A 20,341-nucleotide genomic window follows, 5' to 3' on the forward strand; every position below is an offset into this window, starting at 1 on the left:
CAGCACAAAACAAACAAAATACCAAAGCGCCCGGGTCTGACAGGTTGGCAATAAAAAAGAGGCATTGCTGCCTCTTTTTTAGGTTATTATACCTGCTATTTATTTTGCAGCAGCCGGTGGCATGTTCAGCACTGCTTCGGGTACAACATTATGTACGGGCGGTGTAGACTTTAGATAGGCAAACATTGCTTTAATTTCATCATCGCTGAAGAAGGCGAAATTCTGCCATGGCATTGGTGGCAGCAATGGCCTGGTATTGTCGAGTCCTCTATACTTTCCTTCCTTTACGGCTTTCATAAACTGCGCTTCAGTCCATGCACCAATACCGGTAGAGTCTGAAGTAATATTGGCAGCGTAAGAAATGCCCCATGGCCCTACCCAGCCGGTAAGCGTTTGCGAAGCGGCCAGGCCTTTGGCCGCCGCCTCTTTAAGATCGAGCGGCGGTGGCGGCATGTTGGCCGGGTGGCCGGACAGCATTAAACTCATATCCGGCTCCATGCCGTTTGGCCCCATTTTCTTTGGTGTATGGCAGTCATTACACCCGCTGATGAGCACCAGGTGTTCTCCCCATTTTACCTGGTTTTCAAAACCGCCGTATGCAGGTGCTTTCGCGGTTTCCGGTGCCTCTGCGCCGGCAGCCGCTGCGGGTTGCTCTCCACAGGCAGTTAATAGTATTGAAAGCGATGCCGTACCTGCAAACAGCATTGTGATCATTCTTTTCATGTTAGCGTTATGTTTTAGTGTATTGTTTAAAAGGCATTGCAAAGTAGCAGTGATTTTGTGCGGCGATAGCGGTATTGTGTATGAAACGTGACATAGCATGCACCAACTGCAGTTTTGATGTTACCACCTGTGAGCGGGTTCGCACTTTGCTGAATAGCATTGTTGCCGTACAAGTGAGTGACACAACAGGCGGTGCACAAAGGCGTGAACGTATGGACAAAAAAATTATAACTGGAAATTCTTTGCACGTTTACATAAAATATTGCCTGTGCTGGTTGTAATAAGTTCGCAGGTTGTAATATTGATTATCAATTGACTAACTGGAAAATCCATCAAAAAAAATCATCATATGGTTTTCGGTTAACAGCTAACAACATCCACCCCGTTTAAACACCATTTACAAACCACTTATAGTGTTCCAGGCAATTATGCTAACGGTATTGCTATGCCTGTGCCTTGGTGGTTTTTGCAAGATTGCTAACCTCCTTTACGGAGGCAGTTTTTGTGTTTTATTAATCACTATAAAAACTTGTCTATGAAAGAAGCGACCAACCTTACGCGAAGGAAAAGCTGGCTCCTGTTGCTGATGCTTTTCATGAGCAGCATTGCTGCCTTTTCGCAATCCAAAACTGTTTCGGGAAAAGTTACTGACACTGCCAATGCACCACTGAGCAATGTATCGGTGCAGGTAAAAGGCGGTGGTAGTGGTACAGTAACAGACGCCACCGGAAATTTCTCTTTAAATGTTCCGTCTACCGCATCTGTACTGGTTTTTAGCTATACCGGTATGGAAACGCAGGAGGTAGTGGTAGGTGAACAAACAACGATTGCTGTGCAGTTAAAAGGTGTAGCAGGCAACCTTAATGAAGTAGTGGTGATCGGTTATGGTACAGCCAGGAAATCTGACCTTACCGGTTCTGTTGCCACTGTAAAATCTGAAAAATTGCTTGACCGGCCTGTAGCAAACGTATCGCAGGCATTACAGGGGCGTGTGCCGGGTGTTGATGTAAGCATTAATACCAGTGCGCCTGGTGAGGCGGCCAAAGTGAGGATAAGAGGTATCAGCTCTATCAACTCGAGCCTCGATCCGTTGTATGTAGTGGACGGTGTGATTGGGGTAAACGCCAATCTTTTAAACCCTAACGATATAGCATCTGTGGAAGTGCTGAAAGATGCGAGTGCAACAGCCATTTATGGTGCACGCGGCGCCAATGGTGTTATATTGATCACGACAAAAAGAGGTGTAAAAGGTACACCGCGTGTGTCTTACGATGCATACATCTCGCACAACAGCCTGCAACGGCACCTGGAAGCACTTGATGCAAATGAGTTTATGCAGGTGTACAACCTGGCTTATGCCAATGCAGCCAAATACGACTCACTGGGTTTTGCCCAGGGTAAATACATACCAAACAATCCTGCAGACTTTCCCAAACTGTTCGACGCAAATGGTAATCCGTTATACAATACCAACTGGGAGTCTGAAGTGTACAAGCCATCACTCAGCCATAACCACCAGCTTTCAGTACAGGGTGGTAATGACAAAACACTGTATAGTTTATCGCTTGGTTATTTTGACCAGAATGGCCTCATGATCGAGTCCTGGTTTAAGCGTTATTCTGCAAGGTTTACCCTTGATAACCAGGTAAACAAATGGCTGAAAATAGGTGGTAGTATGTCTTTTGTAAAAAGTAACCAGCGTGTGGTATCTGATGCAAACGGCGGGCTGAACGTATCGAGAATGGTGATCGAAGCATTGCCGATTATCCCGATCAAATATCCCGATGGCACATGGGGCGGCAACTCAGACTTTCCGGGTATGGAAGGCGGCAGCAACCCGGTGAACATTGCCAAAAACCGTTATACACTCGTAAACATATTGCAAACCGTAGGTGATGCGTATGCCACTTTCCACCTGGCAGATGGCCTTGATTTTAAATCTGACTTTGGCTTCAACCTCAACAGCCAGAAAAATAATTTTTACTCGGGCAGGGGACTTAGCTCTCTTTCTGCTGACCAGAAAGGTGTGGCCTCTATCAGCAACTGGATGCGTTCTTACTGGCAGAGTGAGAACTACCTTACCTACAATAAAAAGCTGCGGTCAAATGATAACCTTACTGCCTTGGTAGGTTTGTCATGGCAAAAGAACTACCAGGAATATTCCAGCAGTACAGCAACCGGCTTTATAGACGATTTCTGGGGCTGGCACAACCTGAGTGCAGGAACAATTTATAACCCACCGGCATCTAATGACGACCAGTGGACGATGAACTCTTATTTTGCTCGTTTTACCTACAGCCTCGAAAACAAATACCTCCTTACATTAACCGGCAGGTATGACGGGTCATCAAAATTTGGGGTAAATAATAAATACGCCTTCTTCCCATCTGCAGGTTTGGCATGGAGGGTTTCGCAGGAAGAGTTTCTTAAAAACAGCAACCTCATCAGCGATCTTAAGATACGCGCCAGCTACGGTGTAACAGGTAACCAGGAAATAGGTACCTATAATTCAATACAGTTACTGGGTTCCGGCACCACCATCTTTAATGGCGAGCGCCAGCCCACCATTACAAGAAACAGCTTTGGCAATCCCGACCTCAGGTGGGAAAAGGTAAACCAGTTTGATGTAGGCTTTGAACTAAGCCTCCTGAAAAACAGGATCAACCTTGTGGCAGATTATTACAACCGCACAACCAAAGACCTGTTGCTGAATGCACCTATTCCATGGAGTACTGGTTTGTCTTCTGTTTATGAAAACATCGGCTCTGTAAGAAATACAGGTTTTGAGTTTGCTTTGAATACCGTAAACATCAAAGGCCGCGATTTCACCTGGAGTTCAGACATCAACCTTGCGCTGAACAAAAACAAAATACTGCAGCTTGGCTCCAGCAATGACGATATCTACCCTGGCCCGTGGTTCCTTGGCCAGACAAATATCTTACGCGTGGGCTGGCCAATCGGCACATTCTGGGGTTATGAAAGACTGGGTACATGGAGCACAAAAGAAGCAGCGGAAGCAGCGGCTTACAACCTGAAACCGGGCGACATCAAATGGAAAGACCAGAACAACGATGGTAAAATAGATGATGCTGACAATGTAAGGCTGGGCCAGGCTTACCCTAAATACACATTGAACATTGGCAACACATTCAACTACAAAGATTTCGACTTTACTTTCGATATAAGGATTGTAGGCGGTGTAAATACCGTTGCAAACTTTAAGCACTCTACAGAAGACAGGCAGGCTATTGCCAACAGTTTAAAAACTGTGCTTGGTGCATGGACCCCCGAAAACCAGAACAGCAACATTGCTGAAATACGTTACTACGGTTCTTTCTACCAAACACATATTGATAGCTGGTGGGTAGAAGATGGCTCGTTTATACGTGGTCAGAACTTTGTACTGGGTTATTCTCTTCCTGCAAAGCTGGTTGACAAATGGAACATCAACCGCCTGCGTTTTTATGTAAGTGCGCAAAACCTGTTCCTGGTGTCAGATTATACAGGTTACGACCCCGAAGTGCTAACATTTGATGGTCAGCTCACACAAAACCAGGACTTCTTTCCTTATCCTCGTCCACGTGTGGTAAACCTTGGTCTAAACCTGAATTTCTAATTGCCTAAATGAATTCGAAAATGAAAAACATAACAAAAATATTTTTAGCGTTGCTGGTTTTAGGCATTGCTTCCTGTAGCAAGTTCCTGGAAGAAAACCCTACCGGTTCGCTTACACCCGATTCAGACGTAACAAGCGCCGAAATTGCCAGGGCTTTTGCCAACTCTGCTTACATACAATTATCAACGCTCGACAGGGGCGCCGGTGGCTACGGTGGTAATACCGCAGAACTTATGGAGTTTATGACCGGAAAAGCAGACGGCAACGCTCAAACAGAAGGCTTCCGTTTTTATAACCTTACTTACGATGCGCAATCTTTTTACATCAGCGACTGGTGGCAGGGCATGTACTATGGTATTTCCAACTGCAACCTCGCTTTACAAAAGATCGAAGAAATTGCGCTTGATGAAACCACCAAAACAAACATGCTGGCAGAAGTGTACACGCTGCGTGCATTATACTATTTCTACCTGGTACGTATGTTTGGTGATGTCCCAAAGATCACAGAAGTGGTAAGCGATTTAAACAATGCAAGGCCTGCAAGAGACCCGGCAAAAAGTATTTATGATGATGTAATTATTCCCGACCTGTTAAAGGCAGAAGCGTCTTCACTCGCATGGCAGGATAATACAGGGCGTGTTTCCAGGAGTGCAGTAAAATCACTGCTGGCAGATGTATACCTTACCTACGCCGGCTACCCCATATCCGGTGGAGATCAGTACTATGCCGAATCTGCCAAACGCTCTAAAGAAGTAATCGACAATGGCGGCTTCAGCCTGTTCGCAGATTATCATGACATGACAGACCCTGCCAATAAAAACAAGGTAGAATTCATCTGGCAGGTACAGTTTGCAGCAGGTATCAGCAATAACGATCTTACGGCCAAAACACTGGCACTGTACAAACGCGTTTCTGTTTACTCAGATGAGTTTGGCGGGCTTGTTCCAACACGCCAGTTTGTAGAAAGCTATCCTGATGGTGACCACCGCACAGATGAAAGGCAGTTCTTCTATACCTGGTACCCCGGTAACCCGAAAAATTTTCCGGCAGGCGATCCGCGCTTAGACAGTGTAAATCTTGGCGGTTATTATATCTATAAATGGTTCGATTCTGTTGCCGTAAACAGCACGGCCAATTCAGATCTTAACTATACCATCTATCGCCTGGCAGATGTTATGCTTATGTATGCCGAAGCATCCAACCGTGCAGAAGGTGCACCAAACGGCGATGCCATTGCGTATGTAAATGCCATCAGGCGCAGGGCACAGTTACCCGATATTATGAGCATGAGCCGCGATGATTTTGAAAAAGAAGTATGGACACAGCGATACCTCGAACTATGTTACGAAGGCAAGATGTGGTTTGATATGTTGCGTACCAGGAAAGTGAGAAACGACATCACCAAAAATTTTGATGATTTTATTGGCCATACAACCGTGTGGGGTAAAACATTTACAGAAAACCAGTTATTGTTCCCGATTCCTCAAAGAGAAATTGATAACAATACCAACTTAACACAAAACAAAGGTTTTTAGGCAAGTAGCAGTTTAATAAAACGAGGGCGCCTTTTCAGGCGCCTTCTCTTTTTTAAGTATGTTGTCAGCAGTTGTTCTTTGTGGCATCGCCTGTTGTGTCACTCACTGCACCGTTCCGTTTTCATGGCGACTATAGCGTTCAGGTTCGATGCATGCAGTACATATTCATAACCACAAAAGTGCACCAAAGCATTATATAGAAAACATTGAACAAAACATCTTATACAACACGTTCCACAAAACATGGCGGGCTCGCAACCTGCCGAAATATTTTGTTGCAGTACAAGTGAGTGACACAACCAAAGCTTCATAGTAGCAATGCAGTTCACCGAATAATACTGTTACATAAATCTGTATTGTTAGCGGCCTGCTGAAGCAGTTGGCGGTGGCGCAATTACAGCCATTGGCACTACATTGTTGATGGCAGGTGTAGATTTCAGGTAAGCAAAAATGGCTTTTATCTCATCATCACTCATAAATTGTGAAGACTGCCACGGCATCGGCGGCAATAATCCTCTTTCAGCATCTAACCCTTTGTACTTGCCTTTTCTCAGCGCATTCATAAACTGGTCTTCTTTCCAGTTGCCAATACCCGTAGAGTCAGACGTAATATTGGCCGCGTAAGAGATGCCCCATGGCCCTACCCAGGCAGTTAATGTCTGGGATACAGCAAGCCCTTTCGCGGCAGCTTCTTTCTGGTCAAATGGCGGCGGTGGCATTTTTGCCGGGTGCCCCGAAAGCATCAGGCTCATATCAGGCTCCATACCGTTAGGCCCCATCTTTTTTGGTGTATGGCAATCATTACAACCGCCAATCTGCACCAGGTGTTCGCCCCATTTAACCTGGCTTTCAAAGCCACCAAATAATACGGTAGAGTTTATCGACTTGTCAGCAGTTTCGTCAGCTTTTTGTTCCGTGGAATCATTGCAGGCTACGGCAGCAAATACAATTGCCATTGCAGGCAGCGCAATCTTGTGAAGAGGTTTCATAATTGGTAGTTTTGGAATGCTGAATATAGCAAAAGAAAACGGCAAACGAAAAAGGCCGGGAAAACAATCAACGTGCACTAGTAGTGGTATTACAACTAAATCAACATGCACTGCTTCATAATTTGCATTTCTATGCAAACGCTTGCATAATCGTTGGTTGCTTCAACATTATCAACTAATTTGAACGCTCTTATTTATTCATCCTCCAAATCTTTAACCATGCAGGAAAAACGCAGATCTGTGCTCAAAAAATTATTCGGCTCTGTCCTGGCTACAGCAGGTTTTGGTGTTGCAGCCAAAGCTGCCGCTGTAAGCACCAATACCAGTGATGAAAAACAGGCAGGCAACGTTACATATGACCAGGATGTTCCTTTATTCTCGGGCCACACCATCATGGGCAATCTTGTATTCATAGCTGGTAAAGGCGCACATTTTCCCGGCGACATAAAAGCCCATACAGACCATGTGTTGAAAGAACTGGAAAAGGAACTGATTGCAGCAGGTACCTCAATGGAGAAAGTATTGAAAGTAAATGTGTACCTGGATGATATAAAAGATTACAAAGACATGAACGAGGTGTACAAAGGCAGGTTTGGTTCCAAACCACCGGTACGTACTACGGTAGCAGTTGCCAAAGGCGGTGTTCCCGGGGATTCTTTGGTAGAGATAGATTGTATTGCTTACCTGTAAGCAGTACTGCCTCCATAATATGTCAGCATATTTCCTCCAACTTTTAACTGCTTAACGATGAAGAGAAGAGATGCATTGAAGAACCTTTCTTTAATTCCGATAGGCAGCGGGCTTGCATTGGGTTTATCATCCACTGAAGCCGCTGCAGCTACACCGCCTGCACCTAAACGGGATCTTTTTAAAGAGCTGGGCGTTCGCACTTTTATTAATGCCGCAGGTACCTACACTTTTATGACCGGCTCGCTTATGCAGGATGAAGTGGTGGAAGCCATACAGGCCACTTCCAGGCAATTCTGCCTGCTGGACGAGCTACAGGACAAAGCAGGCGAAAAGATAGCGGCGCTTACCAAAGCGCAGTCTGCTGTGGTTACGGCTGGTTGCTTTTCTGCCATTACACTTGGGCTGGCCGGCGTACTTACCGGCAACGACCCCGAAAAAGCCGCAAAACTTCCGCACCTGGAGGGTACAGGCATGAAGAGTGAAGTGATCATCCAGAAAGGGCATATGATCGGTTATTCGCAGGCTTTAACAAACACCGGTTGCAAAATCGTTTATGTTGAAACAATCGACGATGTTGAAAAAGCCATCAACGATAAAACAGCGTTGTTATGGTTTTTAAATGTACAATCAGACCAGGGGCAGATAACCCATGAGCAATGGGTGGCACTGGGCAAAAAACACAACATACCCACCATGATAGATATTGCTGCAGATGTACCGCCTGTAAGCAACCTGTGGAAGTTTAATGAAATGGGCTTTGACCTTGTTTGTATATCTGGCGGTAAAGCAATGCGCGGCCCGCAGAGTGCTGGCCTGCTGATGGGTCGCAAAGATTTGATAGCCGCTGCAAGGGTATCTATGCCGCCACGCGGTTCTACCATTGGCCGTGGTATGAAAGTAAACAAAGAAGAGATCATTGGCATGTATGTGGCGCTTGAACATTACATGGCCTATGACCACGATAAAGAATGGAAAGAATGGGAAGCACGGGTTGCAACCATTCGCTCTGCCATACAAAACATCAATGGTGTAATCACAGAAGTTAAGGTGCCTAAGCTGGGCAACGTTACACCTACCTTACACGTAACATGGCAGAAAGAGTCAGTTAAACTTACATCTAAAGAACTGCAGGAAAAACTGCGTGCAGGAAGCCCCTCAATAGAGATCGTAAACAATGGTGACGAACATATTAGCATAACCACGTGGGTTATGAGAGCCGGCGAAGAAAAGATTGTTGCTCAAAGACTGAAAGACGAATTATCTGCGGCGCTTGCCTGATGTAAAAATTTCGGTAAATATTCTATATAATAATGTTCCGGCAGGGTGCATTTGTACTGGTTGTACGTTGGCTGACTACCCGCAGCATACCAGCATTGCATCTGGCTTTAAGCGGAAGTGTACCTGGTGTCAGTTTATACAATGATGCGCTTTGGGCAAAGTTGTAACGTCTTGCCTTTTGCGCTACGTGTAAGGCATGCCTGTAAACTATTGCGGCGGCAGCCAATGCTGCATAGCGCTGCTGCAGTACAAGAGTGCGACGCAACAGTAGCCTGATGCATATACTGTTGCCGGGTACATTATTATTCTTTAAAAAAATCCTAACTAACAGCAGGAACCTGTATGAGAAAATTGCTACGCTATTGCATGCTGTTTGTAGCTGCACCTGTACTTACACAATGTAAACCCGGCTTGCCCGAAGGTGACAAAGACAATGGCGGCCTGATGCTTCCGAACGGCTTTGATGCTGTTGTTGTTGCAGACAGCCTTGGTGCTGCCAGGCATATGGCGGTAAATGACAATGGTGATATTTACGTAAAGCTCAGGCGCTCTTACCCTGATGGCAGCAATGTTGTATTGCGCGATGAGAACAATGATGGCAAAGCTGACATTATAAAAAAATTCTCGGTATACATCGACTCCTTTAATTATGGTACCGCCATGCGCATTAACAATGGCTACCTGTACTACAGTTCATCCAGCGACATCTGCCGTGTTAAACTAAAACCCGGTGAAATGGTGCCTGATACAACTACCGTACAGTTGATACTGCGCGATGATTTTGCACACGATGTACATGGCTTTAACCACACCGCCAAGCCACTTACGTTTGATGACAAGGGCAATATGTATGTGCCTTATGGTTCGCCGTCAGACGTGTGCCAGCTGCTCGACCGTACGCCCGGATCTCCGGGCCAGATGCCGTGCCCGCAACTCGATGAACACGCAGGTGTTTGGATGTTTGACCCCAACAAACCCAACCAGACCATCAAAGACGGAAAGCGTTATGCAACCGGTATTCGCAGTGCAGTAGCCATAACCTGGAACCCGGCAGATAAAACAATCTACGTCGTACAGCATGGCCGTGATGACCTGCACAGAACATGGCCGGAGAAGTACGATAAATGGACCAGCGCATTGCAGCCGTCAGAAGAATTTTTGCGTGTGAAAGAAGGCACCAATGCAGGATGGCCGTACTATTATTACGATTTTGAACAAAAGAAAAAACTACTGAACCCGGAATATGGCGGCGATGGAAAGATAGAAGCCGACGGAAAAAAATTTGAGCAGCCGCTGATCGGCTTCCCGGGGCACTTTGCACCAAACGATATTTTGTTTTATACCGGCAACCAGTTTCCCGATCATTATAAGAACGGCGCTTTCATTGCATTTCATGGTTCTACCATTCGCGGTCCTTACTCGCAGGGCGGTTACTTTGTAGCCTTCGTGCCATTTAAGAACGGGCAACCGTCCGGAGACTGGGAAGTTTTTGCAGACGGTTTTTCCGGTATGGATACCATTGTAAACACGTCTGATGCCCTGCACCGACCCATGGGCCTGGCGCAGGGACCCGATGGTTCGCTGTACATCAGTGATTCAAAAAAAGGAACCATCTGGCGCATCATGTATAAAGGCGACAAAAATAAATTCGGCGCGGCAGACCTTACTGCAATGGCCACACGTAAAGCAACCAGCGCACACATCAAAGACCCTGACCCTGTAAAAGACAATCTGCAGAAAGAAATGGTTTCAGGCGGTGAAAAAATCTATAAAACCTATTGCGTTGCCTGCCACCTTGCCGATGGCAAAGGTGATGGCAGCAGGTTTCCGCCACTGGATCGTTCTGAGTATGTTTTGGGCGACAAAAACAGGCTCATAAACGTTATACTCCACGGGCTGCAGGAACCGGTTACCATCAAAGGCAAAACATACAACAATGTAATGCCTGCGCATAATTATTTGTCAGATGCAGACATAGCCATGCTGCTTACTTATGTAAGAAAAAGCTTTGGCAACGATGCATCTGAAGTACTGAGCACAGAAGTGCAGGCACAGCGTTATGCAAAAGAAGAAGCTAAATAAAACTAAAACGATCACCATGAAAAAATGGATGTCTTTTATATGCGCTGTTTTATTACTTGCATCATGTGCCGCAACAAGGGCGCAGCAAACAGATCCAGAGCAACGATTAAAAGAATTGGGCATTACACTTATTACGCCATCGAAGCCTGTTGCCAATTATGTAAAAGCAGTGCGGGTGGGCAATATGTTGTATCTCTCCGGTCATGGGCCTGATAAACCTGAAGGTGGTTTAATTACCGGCAAAGTAGGTGCAGATCTTACACTGGAGCAGGCCAAAGATGCAGCACGTGTTACAGGTATTTCATTGCTCTCTACCATAAAAGCAGAACTGGGTGATTTGAATAAGGTAAAACGCATTGTAAAAGTATTGGGCATGGTGAATGCAGTGCCCACATTCGACCAGCATCCGAAAGTGATCAATGGCTTTTCAGATCTGATGGTGGAAGTATTTGGCGAAAACGGCAAACATGCACGGTCGGCAATCGGTGTTGGCTCGCTGCCTTCCAACATACCGGTAGAAATTGAAATGATCATAGAAATAAAAGAATAAGGTGGAACCCGGCTGTAACGCTCCGGTTAAGCATCGTTGCGTCGCACTCTTGTACTGTAGAAGCTCTGTGGAGCAAACGCGAAGATCGATGCGAAGTATAACCTAACATTTAAACTTACAAACATGAAACGCAGGAACATTTTAAAAGGCCTTTCGCTGTTACCCTTTGCAGGTGCAGCTTCCGCCTTTAAATCGGTATCAGGTGCGCCTGCTGTAATGCAGTCTGCTATAGAAGGCTTTTGGGATGAGCAGAATATTTTTCGCTCTATAGGTGTAGAACCTATCATCAACTGCCGCGGTACATTTACCATCATCGGTGGTTCCATAGAAAGACCCGAAGTGCGTGCCGCTATGGAAGCAGCATCAAAGAATTTTATCCAGTACGATGAACTGGCAGACGGCATACATAAAAGACTTGCCGAAATAACAGGTGCAGAATGGGCGCTGGTATCTTCCGGTTGTGCGGCAGGCTTAAAGCATGTTACTGCAGCCTGTGTTACAGGCGGTAATCCTGAAAAGCTCATACGTATTCCAAACCTTGCGGGTTTCGATAAAACAGAAGTGATCATTCCATCATCATCACGCAATGTGTACGACCATGCCATACGTAATATTGGCGTTACGATTGTACAGGTAGAGACACTGGAAGAACTGGCCAATGCTTTAAATGAGCGCACCGCCATGATTTATTTAATGGCTTTTGATGAGGCACAGCCAAATAATCCTTTTACGCTGGAAAATGTTTCCAGGCTATCCAAACCTAAAAACGTCCCTATACTGATAGATGCTGCAGCAGAAATATTAACCATACCAAATGTGCATTTACAGAAGGGCGCAGACATTGTTGCGTACAGTGGTGGTAAAGCGATATGCGGCCCGCAATGCGCCGGTTTAATACTCGGCAAAAAAGATATATTGATGTCGGCATGGCAGGCAAGCTCGCCGCACCACGGGCCCGGCAGAGACAACAAGGTTGGCCGTGAAGAAATGATGGGCATGCTGGCCGCTGTAGAAGCGTGGACAAAACGCGACCATGCTGCTGAATGGAAAACATGGCTCGGCTATCTTGATGTGATTGCGAAAAAACTCAATACTATCCCGGGTATAACAACAGAGGTGTTTGAGCCTAAAGAATTATCCAACCGCTCTCCCGTTTTAAACGTGTACTGGGATGCGAACAAGTTTAATATAACCGGTGGAGAGATGGCAGAACTGGTGGGCAGGAGTAAACCACGTATTGCTGTTGGCGGTGAAGACAAAGACAACAAAGCTTCTGTAAATATTACCACGGGCCAAATGCAGTCCGGCAATGAGTTGATCGTTGCAAATCGTTTATACGAAGTACTTACTGCGAAGCGCAGCCCGAAAGTTACCACCACGGTAATGCCCACTGTTGATCTTAATGGCAGTTGGGACACTACGGTTCAGTTTTTTAGCAGTACCAGCAAACATGTATTGTTTATACAGCAGGAAGGCAAATGGATCAAAGGGTGGCACAAAGGAGATTTTAGTGTGCGTGAATTAACCGGCGAAATTGAAAGCGATACCGCTTTGAAAATGAAAAGTACAGATCGCCACCCGGCAGATTGGGTGACCTTCATTTTTACGGGCGCCATTAACGGAGATACAATTTCCGGCTCGGTATATATGGGCGAATACCGCACCGCAACGTTTACGGCTAAAAGAACCAGCTATAAAATTCAGCCGGGCCATATTGCTGTACCAGGTGGCCCACCACTGGCTACATAAGCGTGTTGCATACACCATACGAAGGTGGCAACATGCTGAGTGATTTGTTGCTGTACAAGTGTGCGACGCAACAGGAGTTTCATAGTAGTAATGCTGACCGGCCCACAAAAAAATACCGTGTATGAAGCGAAATAAGTTGGTGATAGCGTGTATATGCATGATGATGAACATGCCAGGCATATTTGCGCAGCAATACGACCTGCTGCTGAAGAATGGCCATGTAATAGACCCCAAAAACAAGATCGACGGAAACATGGATGTAGCTGTTGCTGCCGGCAGAATTGCGAAAGTTGCAGCAGGTATTGATACAACAACCGCCAAACAGGTGATTGATGTAAGCGGACTATACGTTACGCCCGGTATTATTGATATGCATGTGCATGCGTTTTATGGCGCAGATGTGGAGAGCTACATTGCAAACGGAACAACAAGTGTTGCGCCCGATGCATTTACTTTCAGGGCAGGTGTTACTACCGTTGTGGATGCAGGCTCATCGGGCTGGCGCAACTTCAGGCAGTTTAAAAAACAAACTATCGATAAATCGCAGACACGTGTACTGGCGCTGCTCAATATTGTGGGCACGGGAATGTTTGGGCGGTACGAAGAACAGGATACCAGCGATATGAACCCGCAGCAGGTGGCTTACATGATCAGCAAACTGTACCCTGACATTCTTGTTGGTATTAAGTCGGCGCATTACTGGGGCGATTTTACCCAGGTGGATAAAGCAGTGCAGGCCGGCACACTGGCTAAAGTACCGGTAATGGTAGATTTTGGTGAACATGACCCGCCCAATTCTATTGAAGCATTATTTATGCAGCACCTCAGGCCGGGAGATATTTTCACACATACATATTCCTATGGTCCTAAAGTAAGAGAGACCGTGGTAGATGAAGCAGGCAAGGTGAAACCGTTTGTGTTGAAAGCACAACAAAGAGGAATTGTTTTTGATGTGGGCCATGGTGGTGGTGCATTTTCCTGGCGGCAGGCTGTACCGGCTATACAGCAGGGCTTTTTACCAAACGTCATCAGCACAGACCTGCATACACAAAGCATGAATGGTGGCATGAAAGATATGAGCAATGTGATGTCAAAATTCCTGGCGATGGGTTTGCCTTTGCAGGATGTTATACTACGCAGCACGTGGAACCCTGCACAGGTTATTCACCGTAAAGAGTTAGGCAATCTTGATATTGGCGCAGAAGCAGACATTGCTGTATTTGCACTACGCACAGGCGATTTCGGGTTTCTTGACATACGCAATACTGTTTTGAAAGGCCAACAAAAGCTGGAAGCAGCATTAACATTACGGGCGGGAAAAATAATGTGGGATCTTAATGGCATTGCTGCCGCGCCATGGGAAAACGAACTAAAAAAATAATACGATGTGGGCTGCACACAAATACACACAACATCAGTTATGCACTGCAATATTATTGCTGATGTACTGTGTTGGTGTGCATGCACAGCAATACGACCTGTTACTTACAAACGGCCACGTGATAGACCCTAAAAACAAACTGGATGCAACAATGGACATTGCCATCAGTAATGGCAGTATTGCAAAGGTGGAAAAACATATTGCTGTATCATCTGCAAAAAAGACAGTGGATGTTGCCGGGCTGTATGTAGTGCCGGGGTTGATAGATATGCATACGCATGTATTTGTGGGCAGCAAAGCAGGTCAGTTTGCAGACGGTATCTACAGCGTGTCGCCTGATGATTTCAGTTTTCGCTCCGGCGTAACAACCGTGGTAGATGCCGGCACAGCAGGCTGGCAAAACTTTCCGTTATTTAAAACACAGGTGATAGATCAGTCGCAAACACGCATACTTGCATTCATCAACGTTTTTGCGCAGGGATTAATTACAGGCCAGGCAGTAAAAGATACTGCAGGCTTAAATGCTGCAGCCACAACAGCGCTCATGCAACAATATAACAGCATTATCGTAGGCACAAGAATTGGCCATTACGACGGTGCCAGCTGGCTGCCTTTTACTACTGCTGTTGATGTGGCAACCAGCATGCACACACCGGTATTGGTAGAATGTCATTTACCACAATACAGCTTGCAGGATCAGTTGGAACGGATGCGGCCGGGAGATATTATTACCCATGCTTATGAAGCAATAACCGAGCGTATGGCTGTTGTTGACAGCAATAACAATGTACGGAATTTTGTTTTGCAGGCACAGCAACGTGGGGTCTTGTTTGACGTGGGTCATGGCGGTGCAGGCTTCTGGTTCAGCCAGGCAATGCCTGCATTCAGGCAAGGGCTTGTACCCAATACGTTTGGTACAGACTTGCACAGGTTCAGCATGAATGCAGGCATGAAGAGTATGCTCAACCTGGCATCAAAATATTTAAATATGGGCATGCCTTTGCAGGATGTAATTACACGTGCCACATGGAATGCTGCCAGGGCTCTGCATCACGAAGAACTGGGTAATTTCAGCGAAGGCAGCGTAGCCGACATAGCAGTGTTACAATTACAAAAAGGGCTCTTTGGTTTTGTAGACGCTGCCGGCAAAAGGCTGGATGGCGACCAAAAACTGGAAGCCGCATTAACCATTCGTGCGGGTAAAATTGTGTGGGACCTCAATGGTCTTGCAGCGCAGCCATACGAAAAATAAAAACAGGCAGGTACTGAATGTATAAAACTGTAGTCTATAGCGTTATTATTGCACTTTCGCTACCATGCATCATGGGCTGCAATAGCGGTAAGGCATTGCCGTCTCCTGATCCCGGTAACGGTGGCATCTTTTTACCAGGTGGCTTTGGTGCTGTAGTGGTTGCCGATAGTACAGGCCCGGCACGACACATAGCAGTGAGTGATAACGGCGATATTTACGTGAAGATGCGCAACTCCGGGCGTGGTGAAGGAAACCTTGCTTTAAGAGATAACGATGGCGATGGCAAAGCAGACTCAACTGCTTACTTTGGAGATTATGACAACGAAGGCAGTTTGTCTAACTGTATGCGCATACACAATGGCTACCTTTATTTTGCATCAGAACTTGTTGTATACCGCATGTTGCTTACACCGGGCAAACTGGTACCCGAAGGAAAGATGGACACCGTTTTTACAGAAGAAGACGTTCGCGGCTCTCACTGGCACATAACAAAACCCGTTGCATTTGATAACAGCGGCCACATTTATATTCCTTTTGGCGCACCTTCCAACGCCTGCCAGGATCTTGTAAGAACACCCGGCGGCACCCCGGGCTTTGCGGGTCTTGATCCATGTCCTGAACTGGAGGAATATGCAGGCATCTGGCAGTTCGAGGCAAACAAAACAAATCTTACAAAGAAAGACGGCAAAAAATTCGCCACGGGCATACGAAGTGTGGTAGCAATGGATTTCAACAGTGACGATAATAAATTATACGCAGCCGTACATGGCCGTGATGACTTGCACATGTTATGGCCCGGCAGGTTTACACTATGGCAGAGTGCTGTATTACCCGCAGAAGAATTTATACGCATAGAGCAGGGCGATAACTATGGCTGGCCATACAGTTACTATGACCAGTTACAACACAAAAATGTTCTGGCACCCGAGTATGGCGGTGATGGTAAATTGCCCGCCCGTGACAACACTGTAAAAGATCCACTCATCGGTTTTCCCGGTCACTGGGCACCCAATGACCTGCTTTTTTATAAAGGCAACCAGTTTCCCGAGCATTATAAACATGGTGCATTCATAGCATTCCATGGCAGCACCAACCGTTCACCTTACCCGCAGGCTGGTTATATTGTGGCATTTGTCCCTTTCAAAAACGGTCAGCCAAACGGCGACTGGGAGGTGTTTGCAGATGGCTTTGCGGGTACTGATACCATCATCAATACTGGCGATGCAAAATACCGCCCTATGGGCCTCGCAGAAGGGCCCGATGGGTCATTGTACGTTACTGATTCAAAAAAAGGAAAGATCTGGCGCATCATGTACACGGGCAATAAAGCTGCCTTTGGCGCAGCGCAGTTTGCAGCTATGGAAAAACGCAAAGCCAACGCCAATATACGCACGCCCGATGAGGTAAAAGACAACCTGTATAAAGACAAGGCAAGGCCGGGCCAGCAGGTCTACAGGCAATACTGCGTTTCCTGCCACCAGTACAATGGTGAAGGTGATGGTACACGTTTTCCTCCTGTAAAAAATTCTGATTGGGTTGCCGGCGATAAAACAAGATTGATCAATGTGGTATTAAACGGTCTCGATGCGCCCATCAACGTCAACGGTAAAGCGTTTAGCAGTATTATGCCGGCGCATGCTTTCTTAAAAGATGAGGAGATCGCGTCCGTGCTTACTTACCTGAGGCAACATTTTAATAACCTGGCAGATTCTGTTACGGCAAAAAACGTAATGCAGGTAAGAAACAAAAGTCGGCAGGTTATGAAGTGAGCTGCATTGCTACTATAATGCTTCGGTTGTGTCACTCACTTGTACTGCAGTGCATGCTTCGGCAAAGCACAGCCGGGTTTAGTATTCAGTAACTGGCTTTGGTGCAAAGGGTAAGCAACCGGTCATGGAAAAATGGGCAAAAAATTACAGCATTTATATTAACACCTAACATATGAAAAGGAGAACGCTGCTAAAAAATATGTCGTTGTTGCCGCTGGCCGGTGGTGTTGCAGGCACATTACTCTCAACAGAAACAAAAGCGGCACCCGCACCAAAACGTGATGTATTGGCAGAACTAGGTTTGCGTACATTTATCAATGCCGCCGGCACTTATACCGCCATGACGGCATCGCTCATGCCCGCGGAGGTAATGGAAGCTTTTCAGCAAAGCGCTTCCGAGTTTGTTATGCTGGATGAAGTGCAGGATAAAGTTGGTGCAAAGATCGCCGCAATCTGCCATGCAGAAGCCGCAATGGTTACAGCCGGCTGCTGGTCTGCCATAGTATTGGGTACAGCAGGCGTTTTAACCGGTGCAGATGCAAAGAAGATCGCCACCCTGCCATACCCGGAAGCCAATGGTCTAAAAAGCGAAGTCATCATCCAGAAAAGCCACAGTGTCGGTTACGATCATGCCGTTACCAATACCGGCGCTAAAACGATACTCGTGGAAACAAAAGAAGAACTGGAAAAAGCCATTAATGATAAAACTGCCATGCTGTGGTTTTTAAACAAAGAGGCAGCATCGGGTAAAATCGATCATACTACTTTTTTGCAGGTTGGCAGGCAGCACAACATTCCTGTAATGATCGATATAGCTGCTGATGTGCCACCCGTTGAAAACCTCTGGAAGTATAACGATATGGGATTTGATCTTGTATGCATCTCCGGTGGCAAAGCCATGTGTGGTCCGCAAAGCACCGGTATATTGATGGGCAAAAAAGAACTGGTAGCTGCAGCAAGGTTAAACGGTCCGCCGGGTGGCGGCAATATTGGCCGCGGCATGAAAGTGAATAAAGAAGAGATTATTGCCATGTATGTGGCCTTAGACAACTATGTAAAAAGAGACCATGCGAAAGAATGGAAAATGTGGGAAGACCAGCTCGCAGTTATTGACAATGCTGTTAAAAATATTAGTGGCGTAACTACCGGCATCGTAGTACCGCCTGTTGCCAATCACGTGCCTTCTCTTGAAATATCGTGGAACGATAACAAAATCAAACTGACCAAAGAAGAGATGGGTTTAAAACTTCGCAATGGCAAACCTTCGATCGAAACAGTTTCCTGGGAAAAAGATAATACGATTCGTGTCACCGTCTTTATGCTTAAACCCGGACAGGATAAAATTGTTGCAAACAGGATCAGGGAAGAACTGATATTAGCAAGTGTATAAATTTTAAATTATCACCAGTTATAAATTTTTAGAACATGAGAAGACTACAATGGTTGATGCTGGCATTGGTGGCTTTAACAGCAAACAATGTTGTTGCACAAACCTATGACATCGTTATTAAAGGCGGCCACGTTATTGACCCCAAAAACAAAGTAGATGCAGTGATGGACGTAGCAGTGAAAGATGGCAAGATCGCACAGGTGGCACCATCAATTGATGGCAAACAGGCTGCACAGGTGGTAGACGCAAAAGGCCTGTACGTTACACCCGGTCTTATTGATATGCATGCACACGTTTTCTTTGGCACAGAACCCGATCATTATTTAAGCAACGGCCTTGTTGCCGTGGTACCCGATGGCTTTACCTTTCGGGTAGGTGTAACCACCGTGGTAGATGCAGGTGGCGCCGGCTGGAAGTCCTTCCCTACCTTCAAGAAAAACATTATCGACAATTCGCAGACAAGGGTACTTGCACTGCTAAATATTGTTGGTGAAGGCATGCGGGGTGGCGCTTATGAACAAACGATAGAAGATATGGATCCAAAAGCCAGTGCGCTGGTGGCCAAACAAAACAAACAGGATGTAGTGGGTTTCAAAGTGGCGCATTTCAACGGCCCTGAGTGGACGCCTGTTGACCGCGCTGTAGAAGCCGGCAAACTGGCAGATATGCCCGTAATGATCGATTTTGGCGGTAACACGCCTCCCCTTTCTATTGAGGAACTGTATATGAAACATTTGCGACCGGGCGATATCTATACACATACATACACGCTACTCGATGGTGATGTAAGAGAGCCGGTTGTAGACACCGCTACCAATAAAGTAAAACCCTTTATCTGGGATGCACAGAAAAAAGGCATCGTCTTCGATGTGGGCTATGGTGGTGCCAGCTTCAATTTTTCACAGGCCATACCGGCACTAAAACAAGGCTTTTTCCCCAATACCATCAGTACCGATCTGCATACCGGCAGTATGAATGCCTCTATGAAAAACCAGTTGGATGTAATGTCTAAGTTTCTACTGATGGGTATGCCATTGATTGATGTTATCAAAGCAAGTACGTGGGAGCCTGCAAAGGTGATCAAACGCGAAGAACTGGGTAACCTTTCTGTAGGCGGTATTGCAGATATTGCCATACTTAACCTGCGCCAGGGCGACTTTGGCTTTTTCGACAAAACAGGCTACAAGGTAAAAGGCAAACAAAAATTTGAATGCGAGATGACCATCAGGGCTGGTAAAATTGTATACGACCTTAATGGCATTGCGGACCCTGTTTATCCAAAACCTAAAAAATAAAAACATAAACTGTGGTATATTCCGGTTTTAAAAATTTTATAC

Annotated in this window: 14 protein-coding genes; 12 read left to right on the plus strand and 2 right to left on the minus strand. The window is 46.0% G+C overall.

Features of this window, described 5'->3' with window-relative positions; translation table 11 throughout:
* Positions 1 to 99: 99 nt before the first annotated feature.
* Positions 100 to 723 carry a diheme cytochrome c-553 gene (locus tag I5907_RS02545; protein ID WP_196989163.1) on the minus strand — a complete coding sequence of 208 codons (624 nt, stop codon included), beginning with the start codon at positions 721 to 723 and terminating at the stop codon, positions 100 to 102.
* Between the two features lie 535 nt (positions 724 to 1,258).
* Here I5907_RS02545 and I5907_RS02550 point away from each other — a divergent pair.
* A complete protein-coding gene (locus I5907_RS02550) occupies positions 1,259 to 4,339 on the plus strand; it encodes a SusC/RagA family TonB-linked outer membrane protein (RefSeq protein ID WP_196989164.1) in 3,081 nt (1,026 codons plus the stop codon).
* A gap of 20 nt (positions 4,340 to 4,359) precedes the next feature.
* Positions 4,360 to 5,874, plus strand: coding sequence for a RagB/SusD family nutrient uptake outer membrane protein (locus I5907_RS02555; protein ID WP_196989165.1), 1,515 nt, complete (start codon positions 4,360 to 4,362; stop codon positions 5,872 to 5,874).
* A gap of 359 nt (positions 5,875 to 6,233) precedes the next feature.
* Here the strand turns inward: I5907_RS02555 and I5907_RS02560 are convergent, their stop codons facing one another.
* Positions 6,234 to 6,863: a diheme cytochrome c-553 gene (locus I5907_RS02560; protein WP_196989166.1), complete on the minus strand. Its 630-nt coding sequence runs from the start codon at positions 6,861 to 6,863 to the stop codon at positions 6,234 to 6,236.
* Positions 6,864 to 7,043: 180 nt separating this feature from the next.
* Here I5907_RS02560 and I5907_RS02565 point away from each other — a divergent pair, with 180 nt between their 5' ends.
* The 10 genes from I5907_RS02565 to I5907_RS02610 all read left to right on the plus strand — a co-directional run bounded on the left by I5907_RS02565 (position 7,044) and on the right by I5907_RS02610 (position 20,299).
* On the plus strand, positions 7,044 to 7,553 hold the full coding sequence (locus I5907_RS02565; protein ID WP_231401942.1) for a RidA family protein: 510 nt from the start codon (positions 7,044 to 7,046) through the stop codon (positions 7,551 to 7,553).
* A gap of 57 nt (positions 7,554 to 7,610) precedes the next feature.
* Positions 7,611 to 8,831, plus strand: coding sequence for an aminotransferase class V-fold PLP-dependent enzyme (locus I5907_RS02570; RefSeq protein ID WP_196989167.1), 1,221 nt, complete (start codon positions 7,611 to 7,613; stop codon positions 8,829 to 8,831).
* A 342-nt stretch (positions 8,832 to 9,173) separates the two neighbouring features.
* Complete coding sequence (locus I5907_RS02575) at positions 9,174 to 10,913, plus strand: PQQ-dependent sugar dehydrogenase (RefSeq protein WP_196989168.1); 1,740 nt, start codon at positions 9,174 to 9,176, stop codon at positions 10,911 to 10,913.
* Positions 10,914 to 10,929: 16 nt separating this feature from the next.
* Positions 10,930 to 11,463: a RidA family protein gene (locus I5907_RS02580; protein ID WP_231401943.1), complete on the plus strand. Its 534-nt coding sequence runs from the start codon at positions 10,930 to 10,932 to the stop codon at positions 11,461 to 11,463.
* A 123-nt stretch (positions 11,464 to 11,586) separates the two neighbouring features.
* Positions 11,587 to 13,212, plus strand: a complete 1,626-nt coding sequence (locus I5907_RS02585) for an aminotransferase class V-fold PLP-dependent enzyme (RefSeq protein WP_196989169.1) — start codon at positions 11,587 to 11,589, stop codon at positions 13,210 to 13,212.
* Positions 13,213 to 13,333: 121 nt separating this feature from the next.
* The gene (locus tag I5907_RS02590; RefSeq protein WP_196989170.1) at positions 13,334 to 14,593 is read left to right on the plus strand and encodes an amidohydrolase/deacetylase family metallohydrolase; all 1,260 of its coding nucleotides are present in this window, start codon (positions 13,334 to 13,336) and stop codon (positions 14,591 to 14,593) included.
* Positions 14,594 to 14,597: 4 nt separating this feature from the next.
* Positions 14,598 to 15,845 carry an amidohydrolase/deacetylase family metallohydrolase gene (locus I5907_RS02595; protein WP_196989171.1) on the plus strand — a complete coding sequence of 416 codons (1,248 nt, stop codon included), beginning with the start codon at positions 14,598 to 14,600 and terminating at the stop codon, positions 15,843 to 15,845.
* 17 nt (positions 15,846 to 15,862) lie between these two features.
* On the plus strand, positions 15,863 to 17,614 hold the full coding sequence (locus I5907_RS02600; protein ID WP_196989172.1) for a PQQ-dependent sugar dehydrogenase: 1,752 nt from the start codon (positions 15,863 to 15,865) through the stop codon (positions 17,612 to 17,614).
* 172 nt (positions 17,615 to 17,786) lie between these two features.
* The gene (locus I5907_RS02605; RefSeq protein WP_196989173.1) at positions 17,787 to 19,004 is read left to right on the plus strand and encodes an aminotransferase class V-fold PLP-dependent enzyme; all 1,218 of its coding nucleotides are present in this window, start codon (positions 17,787 to 17,789) and stop codon (positions 19,002 to 19,004) included.
* Between the two features lie 35 nt (positions 19,005 to 19,039).
* Complete coding sequence (locus tag I5907_RS02610) at positions 19,040 to 20,299, plus strand: amidohydrolase/deacetylase family metallohydrolase (RefSeq protein ID WP_196989174.1); 1,260 nt, start codon at positions 19,040 to 19,042, stop codon at positions 20,297 to 20,299.
* The last annotated feature ends 42 nt before the right edge of the window (positions 20,300 to 20,341 follow it).

It is taken from the genome of Panacibacter microcysteis (genome assembly GCF_015831355.1).
In the GTDB taxonomy this organism is placed as follows: domain Bacteria; phylum Bacteroidota; class Bacteroidia; order Chitinophagales; family Chitinophagaceae; genus Panacibacter; species Panacibacter microcysteis.